Annotated in this window: 21 protein-coding genes, 1 tRNA gene and 1 pseudogene; 10 read left to right on the forward strand and 13 right to left on the reverse strand. The window is 35.1% G+C overall.

Annotation, left to right across the window (positions count from 1 at the left end; all coding sequences use genetic code 11):
- Positions 1–114 precede the first annotated feature (114 nt).
- Positions 115–854, forward strand: a protein-coding gene (locus LEP1GSC059_RS23305; protein ID WP_238323699.1) for an IS5 family transposase whose coding sequence is annotated in 2 segments (ribosomal slippage) — positions 115–403 and positions 403–854 — 741 coding nt in all. Because the reading frame shifts where the segments join, the coding sequence is not laid out codon by codon here.
- A 59-nt stretch (positions 855–913) separates the two neighbouring features.
- On the opposite strand, the pseudogene LEP1GSC059_RS23800 reads toward LEP1GSC059_RS23305, so the two are convergent.
- From LEP1GSC059_RS23800 to LEP1GSC059_RS18900, 13 genes and pseudogenes are all read right to left on the reverse strand, one after another.
- Positions 914–1,173 (reverse strand): annotated as a pseudogene (locus tag LEP1GSC059_RS23800) (hypothetical protein).
- Positions 1,174–1,387: 214 nt separating this feature from the next.
- Positions 1,388–1,729 carry a DUF6968 family protein gene (locus LEP1GSC059_RS18850; protein ID WP_017214792.1) on the reverse strand — a complete coding sequence of 114 codons (342 nt, stop codon included), beginning with the start codon at positions 1,727–1,729 and terminating at the stop codon, positions 1,388–1,390.
- A 76-nt stretch (positions 1,730–1,805) separates the two neighbouring features.
- Positions 1,806–2,183 carry a hypothetical protein gene (locus LEP1GSC059_RS23805; protein WP_017214793.1) on the reverse strand — a complete coding sequence of 126 codons (378 nt, stop codon included), beginning with the start codon at positions 2,181–2,183 and terminating at the stop codon, positions 1,806–1,808.
- 210 nt (positions 2,184–2,393) lie between these two features.
- On the reverse strand, positions 2,394–2,627 hold the full coding sequence (locus tag LEP1GSC059_RS23810; RefSeq protein WP_201028148.1) for an ankyrin repeat domain-containing protein: 234 nt from the start codon (positions 2,625–2,627) through the stop codon (positions 2,394–2,396).
- A complete protein-coding gene (locus LEP1GSC059_RS24930) occupies positions 2,603–2,671 on the reverse strand; it encodes a hypothetical protein (protein WP_201028149.1) in 69 nt (22 codons plus the stop codon). Before LEP1GSC059_RS24930 ends, LEP1GSC059_RS23810 begins: the two co-directional genes overlap by 25 nt.
- 67 nt (positions 2,672–2,738) lie before the next feature.
- Positions 2,739–3,026: an ankyrin repeat domain-containing protein gene (locus LEP1GSC059_RS23820; RefSeq protein ID WP_017214794.1), complete on the reverse strand. Its 288-nt coding sequence runs from the start codon at positions 3,024–3,026 to the stop codon at positions 2,739–2,741.
- Between the two features lie 1,524 nt (positions 3,027–4,550).
- Positions 4,551–4,624, reverse strand: a tRNA-Ile gene (locus LEP1GSC059_RS18870).
- 58 nt (positions 4,625–4,682) lie between these two features.
- Positions 4,683–5,237, reverse strand: coding sequence for a hypothetical protein (locus LEP1GSC059_RS18875; RefSeq protein WP_020981232.1), 555 nt, complete (start codon positions 5,235–5,237; stop codon positions 4,683–4,685).
- A complete protein-coding gene (locus LEP1GSC059_RS18880; protein WP_002177694.1) occupies positions 5,221–5,721 on the reverse strand; it encodes an LIC_11959 family protein in 501 nt (166 codons plus the stop codon). Before LEP1GSC059_RS18880 ends, LEP1GSC059_RS18875 begins: the two co-directional genes overlap by 17 nt.
- A gap of 4 nt (positions 5,722–5,725) precedes the next feature.
- Positions 5,726–7,015: a HEAT repeat domain-containing protein gene (locus tag LEP1GSC059_RS18885; RefSeq protein ID WP_017214798.1), complete on the reverse strand. Its 1,290-nt coding sequence runs from the start codon at positions 7,013–7,015 to the stop codon at positions 5,726–5,728.
- Positions 6,951–7,439, reverse strand: a complete 489-nt coding sequence (locus LEP1GSC059_RS18890; RefSeq protein ID WP_002152612.1) for a response regulator — start codon at positions 7,437–7,439, stop codon at positions 6,951–6,953. Before LEP1GSC059_RS18890 ends, LEP1GSC059_RS18885 begins: the two co-directional genes overlap by 65 nt.
- A 70-nt stretch (positions 7,440–7,509) precedes the next feature.
- The gene (locus LEP1GSC059_RS18895; protein WP_036057978.1) at positions 7,510–8,739 is read right to left on the reverse strand and encodes a 6-hydroxymethylpterin diphosphokinase MptE-like protein; all 1,230 of its coding nucleotides are present in this window, start codon (positions 8,737–8,739) and stop codon (positions 7,510–7,512) included.
- Positions 8,740–8,891: 152 nt separating this feature from the next.
- On the reverse strand, positions 8,892–9,464 hold the full coding sequence (locus LEP1GSC059_RS18900) for a hypothetical protein (protein WP_017214799.1): 573 nt from the start codon (positions 9,462–9,464) through the stop codon (positions 8,892–8,894).
- Positions 9,465–9,964: 500 nt separating this feature from the next.
- On the opposite strand from LEP1GSC059_RS18900, the gene eno reads away from it, so the two are divergent.
- The 9 genes from eno (at position 9,965) to LEP1GSC059_RS18945 (ending at position 16,714) form a co-directional block, all read left to right on the forward strand.
- Complete coding sequence (eno, locus tag LEP1GSC059_RS18905) at positions 9,965–11,263, forward strand: phosphopyruvate hydratase (protein WP_002177762.1); 1,299 nt, start codon at positions 9,965–9,967, stop codon at positions 11,261–11,263.
- Positions 11,264–11,586: 323 nt separating this feature from the next.
- Complete coding sequence (locus LEP1GSC059_RS18910; protein WP_002177788.1) at positions 11,587–12,045, forward strand: septum formation initiator family protein; 459 nt, start codon at positions 11,587–11,589, stop codon at positions 12,043–12,045.
- A gap of 10 nt (positions 12,046–12,055) precedes the next feature.
- A complete protein-coding gene (locus tag LEP1GSC059_RS18915) occupies positions 12,056–12,649 on the forward strand; it encodes a ClpP family protease (protein ID WP_002152784.1) in 594 nt (197 codons plus the stop codon).
- 13 nt (positions 12,650–12,662) lie between these two features.
- Entirely contained in the window at positions 12,663–13,019 is a 357-nt protein-coding gene (locus LEP1GSC059_RS18920) for a hypothetical protein (protein ID WP_002177800.1), read from the forward strand.
- 22 nt (positions 13,020–13,041) lie between these two features.
- On the forward strand, positions 13,042–14,052 hold the full coding sequence (locus tag LEP1GSC059_RS18925; RefSeq protein WP_002177766.1) for a YheT family hydrolase: 1,011 nt from the start codon (positions 13,042–13,044) through the stop codon (positions 14,050–14,052).
- Between the two features lie 10 nt (positions 14,053–14,062).
- The gene (locus tag LEP1GSC059_RS18930; protein ID WP_002177790.1) at positions 14,063–14,620 is read left to right on the forward strand and encodes a DUF4416 family protein; all 558 of its coding nucleotides are present in this window, start codon (positions 14,063–14,065) and stop codon (positions 14,618–14,620) included.
- A complete protein-coding gene (gene lcpA / locus LEP1GSC059_RS18935; RefSeq protein WP_002177698.1) occupies positions 14,595–15,170 on the forward strand; it encodes a complement regulator-acquiring protein LcpA in 576 nt (191 codons plus the stop codon). Before LEP1GSC059_RS18930 ends, lcpA begins: the two co-directional genes overlap by 26 nt.
- A 219-nt stretch (positions 15,171–15,389) precedes the next feature.
- Positions 15,390–15,968: a TlpA family protein disulfide reductase gene (locus LEP1GSC059_RS18940; protein WP_017214800.1), complete on the forward strand. Its 579-nt coding sequence runs from the start codon at positions 15,390–15,392 to the stop codon at positions 15,966–15,968.
- A complete protein-coding gene (locus tag LEP1GSC059_RS18945; protein WP_020981235.1) occupies positions 15,965–16,714 on the forward strand; it encodes a type 1 glutamine amidotransferase in 750 nt (249 codons plus the stop codon). Before LEP1GSC059_RS18940 ends, LEP1GSC059_RS18945 begins: the two co-directional genes overlap by 4 nt.
- Positions 16,715–16,773 lie beyond the last annotated feature (59 nt).

Genomic DNA, 16,773 nt, shown 5'->3' on the forward strand with positions numbered 1-16,773 from the left:
CTAAGAGCCGGTCTCAAAACTGTTTGTAGAGAGAAAGGGTAATAATATCAATGTGAAATGGACAAATATTATTCAGAGATACCGGATGCACTTTGGAAACAAATAGCCCCATTAATCCCGAAAGAAAATGTAAATCCGAAAGGAGGTCGCAATCGAGTACCAACACGAGTAGTAATGTCAGGTATCATCTATCGAATGAAAACAGGCTGTCAGTGGCGTGCCATTCCGAATGAGTTTGGATCAGGCCAAACTTGTCACAGAAGATTTCAAGAATGGGAACGAGCAGGAGTATTCAAAAAGATTTATAAATCTATTTTAAAATATTATGATGTAAAGAATCAAATAGCATGGGACTGGGCTTCGATGGATTCGGCAATGGTTAAAGCTCCCAAAGGGGGAGCTTAACTGGGAAAAACCCTACAGACCGTGCCAAATTAGGTGTTAAACGGCATATTCTTACAGATGGAAATGGAATTCCTTTGGCAATTACATTGACTGGAGCTAACGTTCATGACAAACACGGTGTAAAAGATACGTTGAATTCAATCCTAATATTTTCCGGAAAAAGAAGAAAGAAGCCAAAACATATTTGTTTAGATAAAGGTTATGATTTCAAAGATATAGAAGTTTTAATCAAAAGAAGAAACATTCAATCTCATATTCGGAAAAAAGGTGAAAAGCCTCTCATCGGTAAATATAAAGGAAAACCTAGACGTTGGGTCGTTGAAAGAACTAACAGTTGGCACAATCGATTCAGGGCTATCCTAATTCGTTGGGAAAGAAAATCTGAAAATTATCTTGCATCTCTTTATCTCGCAAGCTCTATCATTGCTTTTAACTTTTTTGATAGGTAGTTTTGAGACCGGCTCTAAGTCAAACGTCTTAAAAATTTAGTTTACACTCAATTCGAACATTATGCTTTTGTAATTTCATTTTTTGAAAGTTCTTCTAGTTTTATTGTAGGCGGGAAGATTAGGTCTTCGGGTTTTAGCCAATTGAGGTCATATAGTTTTTGGAAGTAATGAACGAGTAGTAAGCCTATCATTTAGAATGCACTGTCAATGGAGTTGATTAATCGAAACCTTTGATATGAACCTCAGATTTTTTCTTCCCAACTTGAAAAAAAATTTCTCGTTCCGCAATCACCGTACCCAGTCGATAGATATTTTTCATTGACGTTATTTTTAATAGTAAACACTCGCTTACTATCTTTTTTCAATCTATGAAAATAAGGTTTTGTCTTAAATATGGAAATTGTACAAAAATTCAAATTGTACATAGATTTCTAAAATCAGTAAATTAAATAATAAAAACGTAATTGCGGAAACTATCACATTTTATCGAAAGATTTAATTTTATCAAAATACCTGAACTCAAGTAAGTGTGATTACAGAGTTGTGTTTGAAGCCAGAAAAATTTTTGAGATAACCTTTTGTTCTTGTCCAAGCCAAATCAATTTTCCAGATTGAGTTTTTTGAAAATGAGAAAGATTAATAATAATCAATTTTATTGCAAGTTGAAGAGATTGCATTGAATCTTCTCCATAGGCGGCACATATTTTTTTGAATCCAATTCCTGTGATCTGTATCGGACAATACCAACTGTCTGATTTTTGAAGATATTTAGGTTTGCCCATTTTTACGATGATCTTTTGTTTTTTGCGTTTTGAGTGAAAGAAAAGTTCTCTTTCTGCAATTATAGTACCTAATTTAAATTCTTTTTCGATCATAGTTTGTTTTATATTGATTCAGTTGAGAATGAATTGTCAAGATTTATATAATAAAAAAGGTTCTTGGTCGTGTTCGCTACCAAAAATCGTCTGAATCCTGCGCGAAAATTTTCGTAAGAATTTCGTTTAACAAAACTGATAAAAAAGAGTTATAAAGTTTTTTTACGACTTGGTATTCTTTAGAATTACAAGATTCTAAAATAGAATCGATTGCTTCAAATGCATCCGTAAAATCGATACCGTTTTCGAAGTCTTCGAATTTCAGATATTTACTTGGAAATTCAACTGTACTTTTTTCGATTATTTTAAACTGTTTGTATCCTCGGGCATAGGCATAATCGTTAAATGAGGTTTGCGTATTCGAGAACGATCGTATTAATTTCTGGAAAAGAAGTTTTCCAATGTTTTTTAAGTTTTTTGAATATAGTAGAAGTAGACTTGATAAAGTTAACACGATCTATTTTTGATAAAAAACTGTGCAGACTTTTTTGGATTTTTTTTTGAAAGAAGTTCAAAAAGTTCTTTTTGATCGGTTCTAAGTTTTTGAACCATAGATAAAAGTTCTGAATCTAAATTAAAAGATACATTTCCAGAAAGTAAATTTTTTGTTCTTTCTTTCTTTCTTTTTCTGACAGATCTATTGGCTTTTTTCCTTCATTATCGATTATTTCTTTATCTGCTCCAGCTGGAGAAACATTTGGATAAGATATTGATCATCTGTTTTTGCTGCTTCATGTAAAACGGTTCTTCCTTCTGAATTTTTAGAATTTATATTGGAACCAGCATTTAGTAAAATAGGAACACATTTTAAAGAATTATAATTTACGGTCCAGTGCAGAGGAGTTTCGTTTTCTAAATTGACTTGGTTTGGATCTAAATCTTCTTTTCTAAAAGAAATTCTAAAATAGAAATTTGATTGTTTAAGGCAGCATAATGAAGCAAAGAAGTTTAATCGTTATCCTTTTCAAATAAATTGGCTCCGTGGGGTTATGCAAAAGTTTTAATACTTTTAAACCTTCTTTTCTGCCCCAAGGAATTTTAAATGAAGGTGTGAATCCTTCTGGTTTTTAGAATTAACATCTGCTCCTAATTGAATTAGTTCTTCAATAATATCAATGTTACCGCTATTTACAGAAATGTGAAGTGGTGTATTGCTCCAATTGTTTTTTGCTCCTTTATTCAAAGCGTAACAATTGATGTTTGCCCCTTCATTTAATAAATTTTTTATTTTGGATATTTGTGGATTGGATTGTTCTGCTTCTCTAAGTAATTTAGAATTGTATAAATTGGATTCCATAAGAGGACGATAAAAATGAAAATTTGTTTCAAGTGTAAGAATAAATATAAAAATTTTTATTAGAATTTTTAAATTATAAATTATTTATATATAAATTAATAAAATGCATCATGTATTTTTAATATTAAAAATGGTGATTTATCTTAACACATTTCAATTGATTTTATCTATTTCACTTAGAATTACAAATAAAGAACCAATCCAATGATTTATATTTTAATAATAGAGTTGTTGAAAAATGAATTCTCATCTGTTTGATAGAAAGGGTAGATTGAAGCAGTTTTGTTAATTATAACTTTCAATAATCTAATATAAGTTTGCAGAATAAAATTTGAAAGAATTCAGCATTGCCGGGCCGTTTTCGGATCCAATTGATGAATTGCATGAGGGAAATGTAATGCGATATTTTGTATTTAATTATAACTTATTATGGAACGCGATTTATCGAACGAATCGTAGGAAGCGGTGCATTGAGTTTAGGGAGTGAAGCACTGAGTTTGCAAGAATTGTTCTGCTGAAGTTTCCCTATGCTTCAATTACTTTCGCATTAGTTCTATCGAACTTACATGAAGCGGCACTTTGTGATAGATATTTATCTATTCAATTTAATAAGGATGGATAAAAACGTTACTTTCTAGTTTTAAATAATTTCCAAGTAGAAATAATACTTAACGGAATTTTATTTCAATCTGAGTTCGACGTAAGAAAATGAGAAAGAATTTTTTGAAAGTATGAGTTCCTACATTTAAGATTTGTTCGTAAAAATATGATTTGTGTGAGTTCCCACATTTTAGGAATCGATCTGTAGGGTTCAAAACCCAATTTTTTTCATAAAAATGAATCATAGATTTCTTACGTCGAACTCACGTTATTTTATAGAAGTAGGGTTCATGAAATATTTGATTTGGAAAAACGATCGAAAGAATCTTCAAGCCATCATTTACGGAAGATGGATGCCGCCCCATAGGAAGGTATCCGCTGAGTTTCTCTGAACCTTCCCCGCAGATTATCTGTAGTAAGGTAGAACTTACCGTTACGCAGTCTTACATCGTGTTCGACTAAGCTCCACGTCGTCTTTCTCCATGGGTTCGTCTCGCGCGTTTCTTGCGCTCTCTATGGATCGCTTGAAACGCTCTCGCAAGAAAGCTTCAAGTCCTGAAACACGACCCACCATAGGGAGTGTTTCATTGAGTTGTTTGAGTTAGTATTTGATTTTGTTTGAAGTAAGTTTACTCCGTTGGGCCCAGAAGATGGATGCCGCCCCATAGGAAGGTATCCGCTGAGTTTCTCTGAACCTTCGCGCGCAAGATTATCTATAGAGTAAGGTGAACTTACCGTTACGCAGTCTTACATCGTGTTCGACTAAAAGCTCTACGTCGTCTTGCTCCATGGGTTCGTCTCGCGCGTTTCTTGCGCTCTCTATGGGATCGCTTGAAACGCTCTCGCAAGAAAGCTTCAAGTCCTGAAACACGACCCATAGGAGTGTTTCATTGAGTTGTTTTGTTTGAAGTAAGTTTACTCCGTTGGGCCCAGAAGGACTTGAACCTTCGACCCGCAGATTATGAGTCTGCCGCTCTAACCAACTGAGCTATAGGCCCGGAGTGATTCCAGTTTTTATGAGAAGTCTTGTTCTTCAAGTGAATTTCTCAAAAGAGATTAAAAAGAATCGATCGAGGTTGGTATCAGAAATTGATTCGGATCTTGAAAAAAATCAGAAATGGTTTTATTTTCTGAATCAAAACAAAGATAGATCGATACGATTTTTTTATTTTTTTCCAAAAGAAAATAACGAATGGTAAGAGGGGTGTCGTAGACGTTTTTTTTTATTTCACCACCGATCATTTTAAAGTTAGGAAGTTTTGGAAATGAATTCGGAAATAAATCTTTTAGAATAGATTTGAGAGATTCTTCATTGGAAGGAAGCCCATCCCATTCTCGTAAAATCAACATCCAAGCTTTTCCCTGAGTAGGAATTATTTTCCAATGATTTCCGGTTCCAAGTTTTAGAACTTCTGCTTTTTCTGGAAAACGGATTTTTACTATGTTTAATATAAAAGGAGTCAAATGATACGATAGATCTGGATTTAACGGATCGAGTGCTAACAAATCAAAGGATGAAGAAAAAATAAAACTGCTTAGAAAAATTAAGAAAGCTGGAAACTTTTTTTTAAAAAAATTGTTTTGAATCTTTTTTTTAATAAAGGATTTCATCCAGAGCCAGTTCCTTAAATTCAACAAGATCAAAAACCGGAATGGAGAATTTATCTTTTTTTTCTTCTAAACTAATTTCGGAAACCTTTTTAAAAAGTGGAACTGTGGAAACTTGAAAGACGATCAAACCTTCCCAGCGGCCATTTACTTCGTATGCGGCGCCTTCCGAAAGTTTACGAACCTGTCTAAGTTTAGATTTGTCGAATTTATTAATTCTATATTTATAATATACTGTTTCTCCATTCCAGTCGTAAAAGATTGCGTAGTTTCCTTTGAGTTCTTGAAAAAAAAGTTTTAACGAATTTGGGGATTCGGAAGATAAGGATTCTTTAATATCGGAAATTCGAGGCTCTGAAAGAGGGATCGAATTTCTATATGTAGAAGCGGCTCTGTGGACCTCTTGGGCAAAAATGGATAGGGTTGAAATATTAAAAAGAAAGAAACTAAAATATAATATTTTTAGAATATTCAGAAAATATAACAAAATATCAATCCTCTAAATCTTCGGATTCTGGTTTGCCTCCGGATGGAGAAGAAGGCGGGCCGCTTTCCCCCCCAGGAGGTCTTAAATCGGGGCTGGAGGTGCCTGGTAAAGGATCACTCGAACGAATTGGTTTTTCTCTATACCCTGATTTGGGTTTGTTAGGAAGTGAATCTTCTGAATCTTTTCCGAATTCTCCTTTTTTTAATTTTTCGATTGCTGCTTTTGCGGCTTTTTTTACTTTTTCGCTCGGGTCTTTTTGAGCCTTATACTCTAAAATTTCAAGAACGGACATATCTCCCGTATCGGTAAGATGTTTGATTGCTCTGAGTCTTACGACAGGATCGTCGTCTCTTGCGTATGCATACAATTCTTCTAATATATCTTTGTCTCCCATGGAAACCAGTGCTGTAACGGAATGGATCTTTAAAGGTTGAAAATCTTTGACTTCTTGTTTGTTTTTGAGATTCCTGATTTTTTCCAATTCCTCTTTGATTGTTTGCATTGAAGAAATGGATTTTATTTTACCAAGAGAACTAACGGAAAAACTTCTAAGAGTGATTGGTTCTTTGGAATCCTTATAGATTTCGAGTAACGTGTTTTCTGCTTTTTTATCTTTGTTCTTTCCAAAAAAAAGAGCGATCTGGGCTCTAATTTCTGGATCGTTAAAGTTTTCATGCAATCGAGCGAGTAAAAAAGAAGAAGATTCTTCTTGAGGAGGAAAATCGCCTAACGCATCTAAAAGTCCTACGGTAAGATTGGAATTTTTAGTAAAGTCCTGTGTTTTTAGTATTTCAAAAAGAATTGGAACGGCCTTTTCTAATTTTAACTTTTTAGTAGCGTAGATAGATTCTTTTTGTATATCCGGTTGTTCGTTTTTTAAAAGTTTAAGAATCGATTCTTCATACTGAGTGAGTTTTAAAGCGGCAACGGTTCTAATTGAATAGACCCTCATCATCCAATCCGGATCCTTATCTAAAATTTTACCGAGCTGATCTATTAAAATTCCGGAATGTTCTGGTGGAAATTCTTCGAGTTCTCGAAGTGCCATTGCTCTTTCTTTAGTGGTTCCGAATTTTAAAACCTGTAAAAGGACTTCCTTTTTCTTTAGAATTTGTTCTTCGGAAAGTTTAGTCGACTTTGATTGAGCAAATACAGAAATTTGCGTAAAAAGTAAAAGAAGAATATATACAAAAAAAAGAATGTGTTTCACAAAGTTAAGGTGTTTTTTTTTAGATTTCTTGCTGGAATTTTTGATTTTGTTCTTCCAGTTTTTGGATTTTTCTACTGAGTTCATTGATTAAATGTTGATTCTCTAAATTTTGACGGAACTTTTCTATCAAGAAACGAATATCTCCTATGAGTTCTTCTATATTCCAAGGTTTTTCCACATAACGACTCAAACCTCCGAAGTTGATCGCATGGATTGCGGAATCAAGACCGGCTTGACCGGTAAGCATGATTTTAATCGAGTCTGGAAGTTTTTTGTGAACTTCTTCTAAAAACTGAGAACCTTTCATGCCGGGCATTACTTGATCTGTAATTACCACTTCGATTACATAGCCGGAATTTTGGATTTCCTCCATGAGTGCCAGAGCTTCTTCCGCGCTGTTTGCAATTTCGATTTCATGGCTTTCTCCGAATTCGTTACGGAGTTGCTGTTGAATCGTTTCCAGCACCGATATTTCATCATCGACACAAATGATATAACCTTTATTCATAATCTTTGTCCCAAATCGGAAACTATCTTTAGAAATACAATTGCGTCAAGAGTATATCTTTAAGATTTATTTAAGGTTTGATTACCGAAGGAATATTTAAGATTCGGGAAGAAAAATAGTTTTTTAGATCTAAATGTGCAATACAAAATCGAATCCATTTTTCGAACTGAATTTTTTTTGGGTCTTCTAAGATCAAACCTTCTCTGAGTTTTTTCACGGTTTTAGATATAGGATCTGGTTGAAGATGAAAAAGTTCCGGAGATTCTTCTTTTAAAATTTCTAAAATGGAAAATCTTTTGTCCCACGACTTTGATTTTTGAAACCGTGTCTTAGACAAACTTACTTTTCTGGAAAGAAAAAAACGATCATAGGTTTCGTAACCGCTGGATCTACAATGAGTTTTACCACCGTTTCTATGAAAATCGACACCTTTTAAAACTAGCCTATCGTATTTTAGGTGTTTGGCGAAGGACATGGCGATTCCCGCCATATTCAAAGAAGGATTTTCCAAAATAGGTGCGTTTGGGAAAAAAAGAGATCTTAGAATTTGATCTAAAGGATGAGTGGAAAAATAAATCCATTTCGGATTCGGAAGATCAAAAAGATAAGTGCAACCTCCAAACCAAGTAAGGATTGGAATTTCTTTGGGAAGAATATTTCGAAAGTGAAATAACGTACCTCTAGAAGAATCTAAACTTAAAACCGCATCTGGAATGATTCCGAAATTTAAAATCCAACCCAAAGAAGTGTCCGAAACGAGTAGATGAAATTGGTTTCTGTTTTTAGAAATCCAGTCCGTTTCTTTTTCGAGCGAAGGACTTGCACCTGTAAAAACTAAGGTTTGGTTTTGAAAGAAGTTATTTTTGGCGCCGGAAAGAATTAGAGAAGTATTAGAATTTTGGAATGAACTTGTAAGGTTTCGAACACAGTTACGTATCCAAATTTTTTGAAAATATTCTTTGGCGATTTTGTTTTGAGAATTTTGTTTGAGGGAATCCAAAAAACTCAATGTTAGATCGGAAAATTTTCTAGAATAAACTGGGTGTAAAAAAGGGGAGACTTGGTTTGTTTTTTCGGAAATCCAGAAAGAGAGAGGGTGAGATAGAAATTTGTCCAGGCCAAAAACGATTTGGATACGATGTCCTTTACTTTCGTATGATTTTGAGATTCTATCAAAAAATTTTTCCGCGATCGACTTTAGTCCTTCAATGGGTTCGATTATAAGAATGTTTACTGGTTGGTTTGTTTTTTGAAGATAAGATTCTAAGTGGTAACCTAAACCGAAACCGAAGATGAGAATGGTTTCTTTGTCTGAGAGTGGAATTGGAATCTGTTCTGCGATTCTTTCTCCTTCTCCAATAGGGTTGAATCTAGAATGAAAAAGGAAACCCGATTGGGTTTCCTTCAAATTTAAAGTGCCGTTTGGATTTGTAACGAGCTGGTAGATGAATTCTAATCCTCTTCTTTTTTAGAATCTTCTTCTTCGTCTTCATCCTCATCAAAGTCTTCTTCATCCTCGTTGTCATCATCCTCATCTTCGTCGTCATCCTCATCGTCGTCATCATCTTCATCCAGAGAATCTTCGTCGTCATCTTCGCCATCAAGAATTGGGCGAGGCGCTTCTTCTGGAATGAAATCTTCTTCTGTATCTTCTTCTGCGATTGGAGCTTGAGGAGCTTCGAAAAGTCCATTGAATTTAGAGTAGGATTCGTTTGTAAGATTAGCTTCTCTATCGAGTTTGATTCTTTCTTCTTTTGTAAAATATTGGTACTGTATTTCTTCGCTGGCGAGTGCAAACATTGCTTGAACGGCTAGTTTTCTAGCCTTGATTTTTTTAGGCAATTCCAGTCTTTCGATTCGGTCTAACGTATGGAATCCAGCAACAGCTTTTTCATATTTGTTACGTTTTGCTAATTCGATAAGAGTGACGATGTCAAATTCTGAATTTTGGTTCATTCGGATTCCCTGGATAAATTGGAAAGAAACTTCAAAATACCACGAAATCAGTAGAAAGATAAATGTCAACTGCTTCTTTCTATAATTTTTGAGAACTTCACTTTTTTACTTGATTCTCTTCGATTGTTTTAAAAATGCCGTTTTTCGAAAGATCTTCTTACATTGTTTTGTGAGAGTTCCTACAAGTTTTGTATTCAACTCTTAAATCTAACTTTGTAAGAGTTCCCACATATTGAAGTTGTGCGTAAGCCTTTTGATAACAAAAGACCGGGTTTTCAAATCTTAAATGAAGCAAAATTAGGGATCGTGTTTCCCGCTTGATTTCTTGGATATGGCCCGTTTAATCATCCTGATTCTGAACTTGAAAACTTGTGGAACAAAGTAAAAAACTAAGAGTCTGGTCTTAAAATCTAAAAATGTGGGAACTCACACGTTTTATTGAAGATTCAAATAGGATTGATTTCTAAGTTTTTAGGATAAATTCTAAATTGTTTTTAGAATTAAAAATTGTTTTTACAGTCTTTTCAACTTCAAGCGAACACAAACATACATAAATTTCAGGAAATAAAATGTCTTATCACTCTCAAATTCAGAAAATTCAAGCTCGGGAAATTATGGACTCCCGTGGAAATCCTACGGTCGAAGTGGATGTAACCCTTGTAGATGGTTCTTTTGGAAGGGCGGCGGTTCCTTCCGGAGCATCCACTGGAGAATACGAAGCCGTAGAACTTAGAGACGGAGATAAACATCGTTATCTCGGAAAAGGGGTACTTAAGGCGGTAGAACACGTAAACGTAAAAATTCAAGAAATACTAAAAGGAGAAAACGCGATCGATCAAAATAGAATCGACCAACTTATGTTAGACGCTGATGGCACCAAAAACAAAGGTAAGCTAGGTGCTAATTCAATTTTAGGAATTTCTCTCGCTGTGGCAAAGGCAGCAGCTTCTCATTCTAAACTTCCGTTATATCGTTATATCGGAGGAAATTTTGCCAAAGAATTACCGGTTCCTATGATGAATATTATCAACGGAGGCGCTCATGCGGATAACAACGTAGATTTTCAAGAATTTATGATCCTTCCAGTAGGAGCCAAAAATTTTCGAGAAGCCCTTCGTATGGGAGCAGAAGTATTTCATTCTTTAAAATCAGTACTCAAAGGAAAAAAATTGAACACTGCCGTCGGAGATGAAGGTGGATTTGCTCCGGATCTAACTAGTAATGTAGAAGCGATCGAAGTGATTTTACAAGCCATTGAAAAGGCAGGATATAAACCGGAAAAAGACGTTTTACTCGGTTTAGATGCGGCTTCTTCCGAGTTTTATGACAAAAGTAAAAAGAAATACGTGCTCGGTGCCGAAAATAATAAGGAGTTCTCCAGTGCCGAGCTCGTAGATTATTATGCGAATTTAGTTTCCAAATATCCGATTATTACGATTGAAGACGGTTTGGATGAGAATGACTGGGATGGTTGGAAACTTCTTTCCGAAAAATTAGGAAAGAAAATTCAACTCGTAGGAGACGACCTTTTTGTGACCAACATTGAGAAACTCTCCAAAGGAATTTCTTCCGGAGTAGGGAATTCAATTTTGATCAAGGTCAATCAGATCGGTTCTCTTTCTGAAACTCTTGCTTCGATCGAAATGGCGAAAAAAGCGAAGTATACAAACGTTGTAAGTCATAGGAGCGGAGAAACGGAGGACGTTACGATCTCTCATATCGCAGTTGCGACTAACGCGGGTCAGATTAAAACCGGTTCTCTTTCTAGAACGGATAGAATCGCAAAATACAACGAACTTCTGAGGATCGAAGAAGAACTCGGAAAGTCGGCCGTTTATAAAGGTAGGGAAACTTTTTATAATTTATAAATTGTTTTTGTATTTGGAAAAAACGCGTCTTAGTTTAAAGTAGACGCGTTTTTAAATGCACAATACAGTTTGTATAAAACAGATTTACAATTTGAAAATTTGATCGAATGAATTTTTCATTGGATGATTGTTTCAAAACTAAGTTCGACTTGGAAATTTGATTTTTAAAATACTTTGATTTTATGAACTCTATTGGTTTTTCAAGTTGATCGGATTTTAAAAGAAGAGATTTGAAATTTTAAAGATTCAAAAAGATTTTTTATTTAAAAAGTTTAAGGAATTTATAGGAAACAAACGGTAAAATTTCGAAAGCAGCTAAATTTATGATCAAACTTCCAATAAAAGTATTCTGGTTTTCTTGTTTTCTTTCAGGACTTTTTTATTTCATCGTCTTGGGAGAATCCGGAATCGTAGTACGTTCTCAATTGGAAGAATCACTTGCTTCTTTACAACTCGATATAGAAAGACTCTCTTATGAAAATAGGCAGTTGGAAGAAAAACAAAAGATTTTAAAAAACGATCAAGTTGCTCTGGAAAGAGAAGCAAGACGGTTTTATTTATTGAGTGAAAACGCTCATATCGTTAAATTTAGAGAAACGGAAAATAGATCCGAACTCAAACCGGTTCTCGCTTCTAGATTGAACGCGTTTCGTCCTGGAAAACAATTTCCAGTTCCACCCATCCATTTTATTCGGATTTTCTATGTAATCTTCTCTAGTTTCATTTGTATTGGAGTTTTCATAAAAATGAGGAAGAAGAAACTGGACTTTAGAAACGAATAAGGAAAGGTTCATGTCAGAAACAGAAAAAATCACAGAAGTATTCGAAGAACTCACAGGAAGTAAAATTTCCAAAAATTTCCTCGACCATAGAAAGATTTTTCTCTGGGGTCCTGTTACAGACGAATCTTCTAAGGATTTAGTCGGTAAGCTACTTTACCTGGAAATGAAAGATCCGGGAAAAAAAATTACTTTTTATATCAATAGTCCTGGCGGAGTTGTGACTTCGGGAATGACCGTATTTGACACGATCAAGATGATCACTTCTCCAGTTCACACGGTTTGTATGGGAATGGCTGCTTCTATGGGTTCTGTTCTACTTGCCGCAGGAGCCAAAGGAGAACGTTCTATTTGGCCAAACGGTAAAGTGATGATTCATCAGCCTAGTATTGGAGGGCAGATCGTAGCACCTGCAACAGATCTGAAAATTCACGCGGAAGAAATCCTAAAGACGAAGGCGAAATTGAATCAAATCCTTGCAGATGCTTGTGGACATCCCGTTTCCAAATTGGAAGAGGATACGGACCGAGATTATTACATGGACGCGGAAGAAGCGATCAAATACGGAATCGTAAATAAACTCGCTACTAAAATCGATTTTAATTGATTCGAATAAAACCTTGTCTAAGTTAATTTCCTTAGAAGAATTCCTAAAAGAATTTTTAGTCTCTTCCGGACAAAAGGGAAGAAATTCGGAATTAGATCAAAACCTAAGCGAACTCTTTCTGGAATTTGTTTCTCTTTTGTTTTTGGAAGGAGAAGAAGAAATTCAAGAAGGAGTTCTTTTAAAAGACATCGGTTCTTTCGAATTAGACGAGTTCGTAAATTTTTATCTTTCTGATATGCATCCTGACGATCCGACAATTGTAAAACGTGGGATCGACTTCCTAAGAAGGTTTTATAAATTTGCTAAAAAAAGCTCTCATATCAAAAAAGAACAATTGGAAGACTGGGACGAGTTTTTTAGAGAATTGTAATATTCTATAGACGCATATTATAATGAGTTCAGAAGCCTTTAAACCGAAACGATTCGTTCAAGGCAAACACCTTCAGACCGTCTATAATACTTTTTTTCCTCCTAAAAATCGTCTTAGGAGCGAGTATTATTTTGAAGACATTCTTCTGCAATTGGGAGACGGTTCTGGAGATTCTCTTTGGTTGGAACACAATCCTCCTATTTCCCACTATTCTTCTGGCCCGTCTTGGAACGGAACTTATATTGTAATGATTCATGGAATGGAAGGAACCTCGGACAGTTCTTATTTAGTTAGTTTGGCCCAGAGCGCTTTACTTCGAGGATACGGATGTATTCGAATGAATCTTAGAAACTGTGGTAGAGGTCAGGGATTTTCTAAAGGGACGTATAACATTGGTCAGACGAATGATGTTCAGGATGTAATCGATTTTGTATGGAAAAAACTTTCTCATAGAATTTTTCTCTCTGGGTTTTCACTTTCTGCAAGTTTGGTTTTAAAATATTTAGGTGAAAGAAGGAATCACAAAGTAGAAGCATTTTCTTCTACCAATCCTCCTTTAGATTTATTTAAGGGTTGCGAGTTTATCGATTCGAGAGATGGAAAATTTTATAGGAATCGATTTGTGTCTGGATTTCGTAAAAAGATCAAAAATAAAATCATTCAACTTCCGGCTGAGTTAGAAAAAAACGCATTCCAAACTAAGACGTTTTATGAATTTGACGATCGTGTAACGGCCCCACTTTTCGGATACAAGGGCGCAGAGGAATATTATTTAGATTGTTCTTGTGTTCGTTTTATTCCAAATATTCGACATTCTGGAATTGTAATTCATTCTGAAGATGATCCTGTGGCTCCTCCCTTTGATTGGGAAAAGATAGAATGGAACAAACTTCCTCATATACGAACGATTCTAAGTCCTAAAGGAGGTCACGTCGGATTTCTGACAGACCCTACTCCGGAAATTCCAGACGGAAGATGGTTGAATAAAATAATTCTGGATTATTTCGATTTGAAAGTAAATTCTGGAAGCTAATTTTTATCCGATGAATTCCTCTAAAAAGAATCCTGTTACTAAAGAAAAACTCAACCGTCCTCCAGGTGCGGCCTTTTTTATTGTGGTCACTTTTGAAGAAGCGGAAATATTTTATTCCATCAAAACGAAGTCCGAAAAAAAATTCTCCGCAACCTTGTATGAAAGTAATCCCATGCCTACTTGGAAGGAACCGGACGCAGATTTTTGGAATTCGTTTCCAGGAAGAAATACTAAAATTCTTTCTTTTAAAAGAAGAATTCACAGAGAAGAACTTCCCTCCATTCAAAAAGAATGTATTTCAATTCAGAATTCCGCCGTGGAAAAGGACAGAGGGGTTCGAATTTTTCCAGGATACCTTTGTAATCATTCTGTTGTGATTTCGAGTATCCGAGACGATTTTCATAGAATTTATCTTTTTAACGGGGTTTATGCGGAAACGGTTTATAACTACCAGAAGCAGAAGATGGTTTTTAAAGAGACGGCTCCTCCGTTTTTCAAAACTCCAGAAGTAATTTATTTTTTTACGAGTTTGAGAGAATCTTATGTTCAAAATATTAGTAAAGATTAATATTCTATTTTTCTTTTTAGTTTATTTTTTGTTGTTTGGGTGTTGTACTCCTTCAAGACTGGAAATCGTTTCGATGATTCTTTGTGATCATTTTAATCGGGTTGGAGAATGTCTCGAGCCTGTCGAAAAAAATCATCATTATAAAATAGAAATTCCAAATCATAAAAAACCGGACACGTGGGAAAAGTTTTCTAATTATCTTTACTTTCATGCCAGAGAAACTCCCGGTTTTCTCATTCGATTCAATCGAAAGTTAACCCCTTCCGAATCTAAAATGATCAAAGATTCCTATTACGCTACGATGAGTCTTTCCGGAACTGTAGAAAGAATGGAAGGTTTTGAAATGGGAGAGGATTGGATCGGTTCGTTTCAATATCTGGGTTCTATAATCAAAGAAAAATTAAAAAAAGAAAATCGTCTTGCTTCTTTTCCTTATACAAACTCTATCTTTCCGGCAGAAGTCGAATTTAGATTCAATTCTTCTCTTTTTGAAGGTGAAGAAAAAACGAAAATCAATCTAAGTTTTATCGTTCTTCCACCAGAAAAATGAAATCCCATTTTCTGTGTTTGTCTTGCTAAATTCTGTAAAATGTGGGAACTCTTACAAATTTAGAAATGAAATTTTGACCCAAACTCTTTGATTTCTTTTAAAATGAAAAGTGGCTGTTGTTATTTTTAGGTCGCAAATTGCCTTTGATTTTTATTCCTTGAATTTCCCTCTATTAGGCTTTCTCCTGGTATTATCCATGAATTTGGAATTATTTGTAACGTGATCCATCGGTTTTTTCTTTATTTTATTTTCATTTTATCGGGATTTTATTGTGCGTTGTCGGAACAATCCAATTTAGGCATCCAAGAATTCCAAGGAATCACTCTGGATGGACAGCCCGTTCGACTTTCCGAAGTGAAAGCATCTAGATTGATTTTAAACGTATACGGCCCAAATTGCGTTCCCTGTATTAAAGAAATTCCAGCTCTCAATTATCTCTATCAGGAAATGCAAAAGGATCCCAAGGTCCAATTTTATATGGCGGTTGACCCATCTTTATTTTTCGATGATTCAGAGGTTATGTCAGAAGATGAAATGCTGACCAAAGTGATTCCATTGGTAAAGGATGAAATTCAGAAATATAAAATTCAAGTCCCAATACTTTTAATGAAAAAACCGTTTCGAGTCAGTAGAACCAATTCTATCATCACTGGAACCCCCGAAACTCTTCTTTTTAAAACAAAACCTTTTATACTATATTATAATTTTATTGGACCCATTAGTGAAGAGGAAAATCCACAAAGACTGACCGTAGACCAGAAGATACTATTTTTCAAAAGAATGGCTGGGTCTTCATGAGAAGTCTGATCGTTCGATTTAAAGATTGTGAAGGTCCAGGAATTTTACTGGATTCTTTAAAAAAAAGAAATTATAAAATCACTTATCATAACGCATACGATTTACGAGTAAAACTACTTCCGGATGCTCATCTTGTTTTTGATCTAATTGTACTTTTAGGTGGGCCTCAGTCCGTTACGGATCCGTCTCTTGCAGTTTTTTTTGAACCTTGGTTGAATTTAGTGCGTTATGCGGCGTCTATTCCAAACCGCAAAATGATTGGAATTTGTCTTGGTTCACAAATTATTTCCAAAGCCTTAGGCGCTGAAGTCAAACGGGGAGAGAATGGACCCGAAGTAGGATTTTACGACGTGCAGGTTCAAGAGCCTTATTTTTTATTCGATGGAATTTCTTCATTTCCCGCGTTTCATCTTCATGAAGACGTGTTTTCGATTCCTAAAGGAGCAAAACATCTTTTAAAAAGCCAAAAATATTCCAATCAGATGTTTTCTTTTGAAGATCGAATTTTCGGAATTCAATGCCACTTAGAAGTCACTGCTTCTATGTTTTCGGTTTGGCAAAAGGTGCATTCTGATTTTATTCGTTCTGCGGGTTGGATTCCAGGACCGGAAACGGAACTTTTGAGGTCTCAGATGGAGAAAGTAGGATGTAGAGTTTTTGAAAAAATATTGGACCACTCTACTGGTTTTGAGACAAATCAACACGCACTTTTAAGTCCTCAAGTCATGGCGACTTACAGCGGGTGATAAAATTTAAAGAAGAAATCTTGTTATCTTAAGAATTGAGATATTTTTGGAATTGGCAC

It is taken from the genome of Leptospira noguchii serovar Panama str. CZ214 (assembly GCF_000306255.2).
Classification (GTDB): Bacteria; Spirochaetota; Leptospiria; order Leptospirales; family Leptospiraceae; genus Leptospira; species Leptospira noguchii.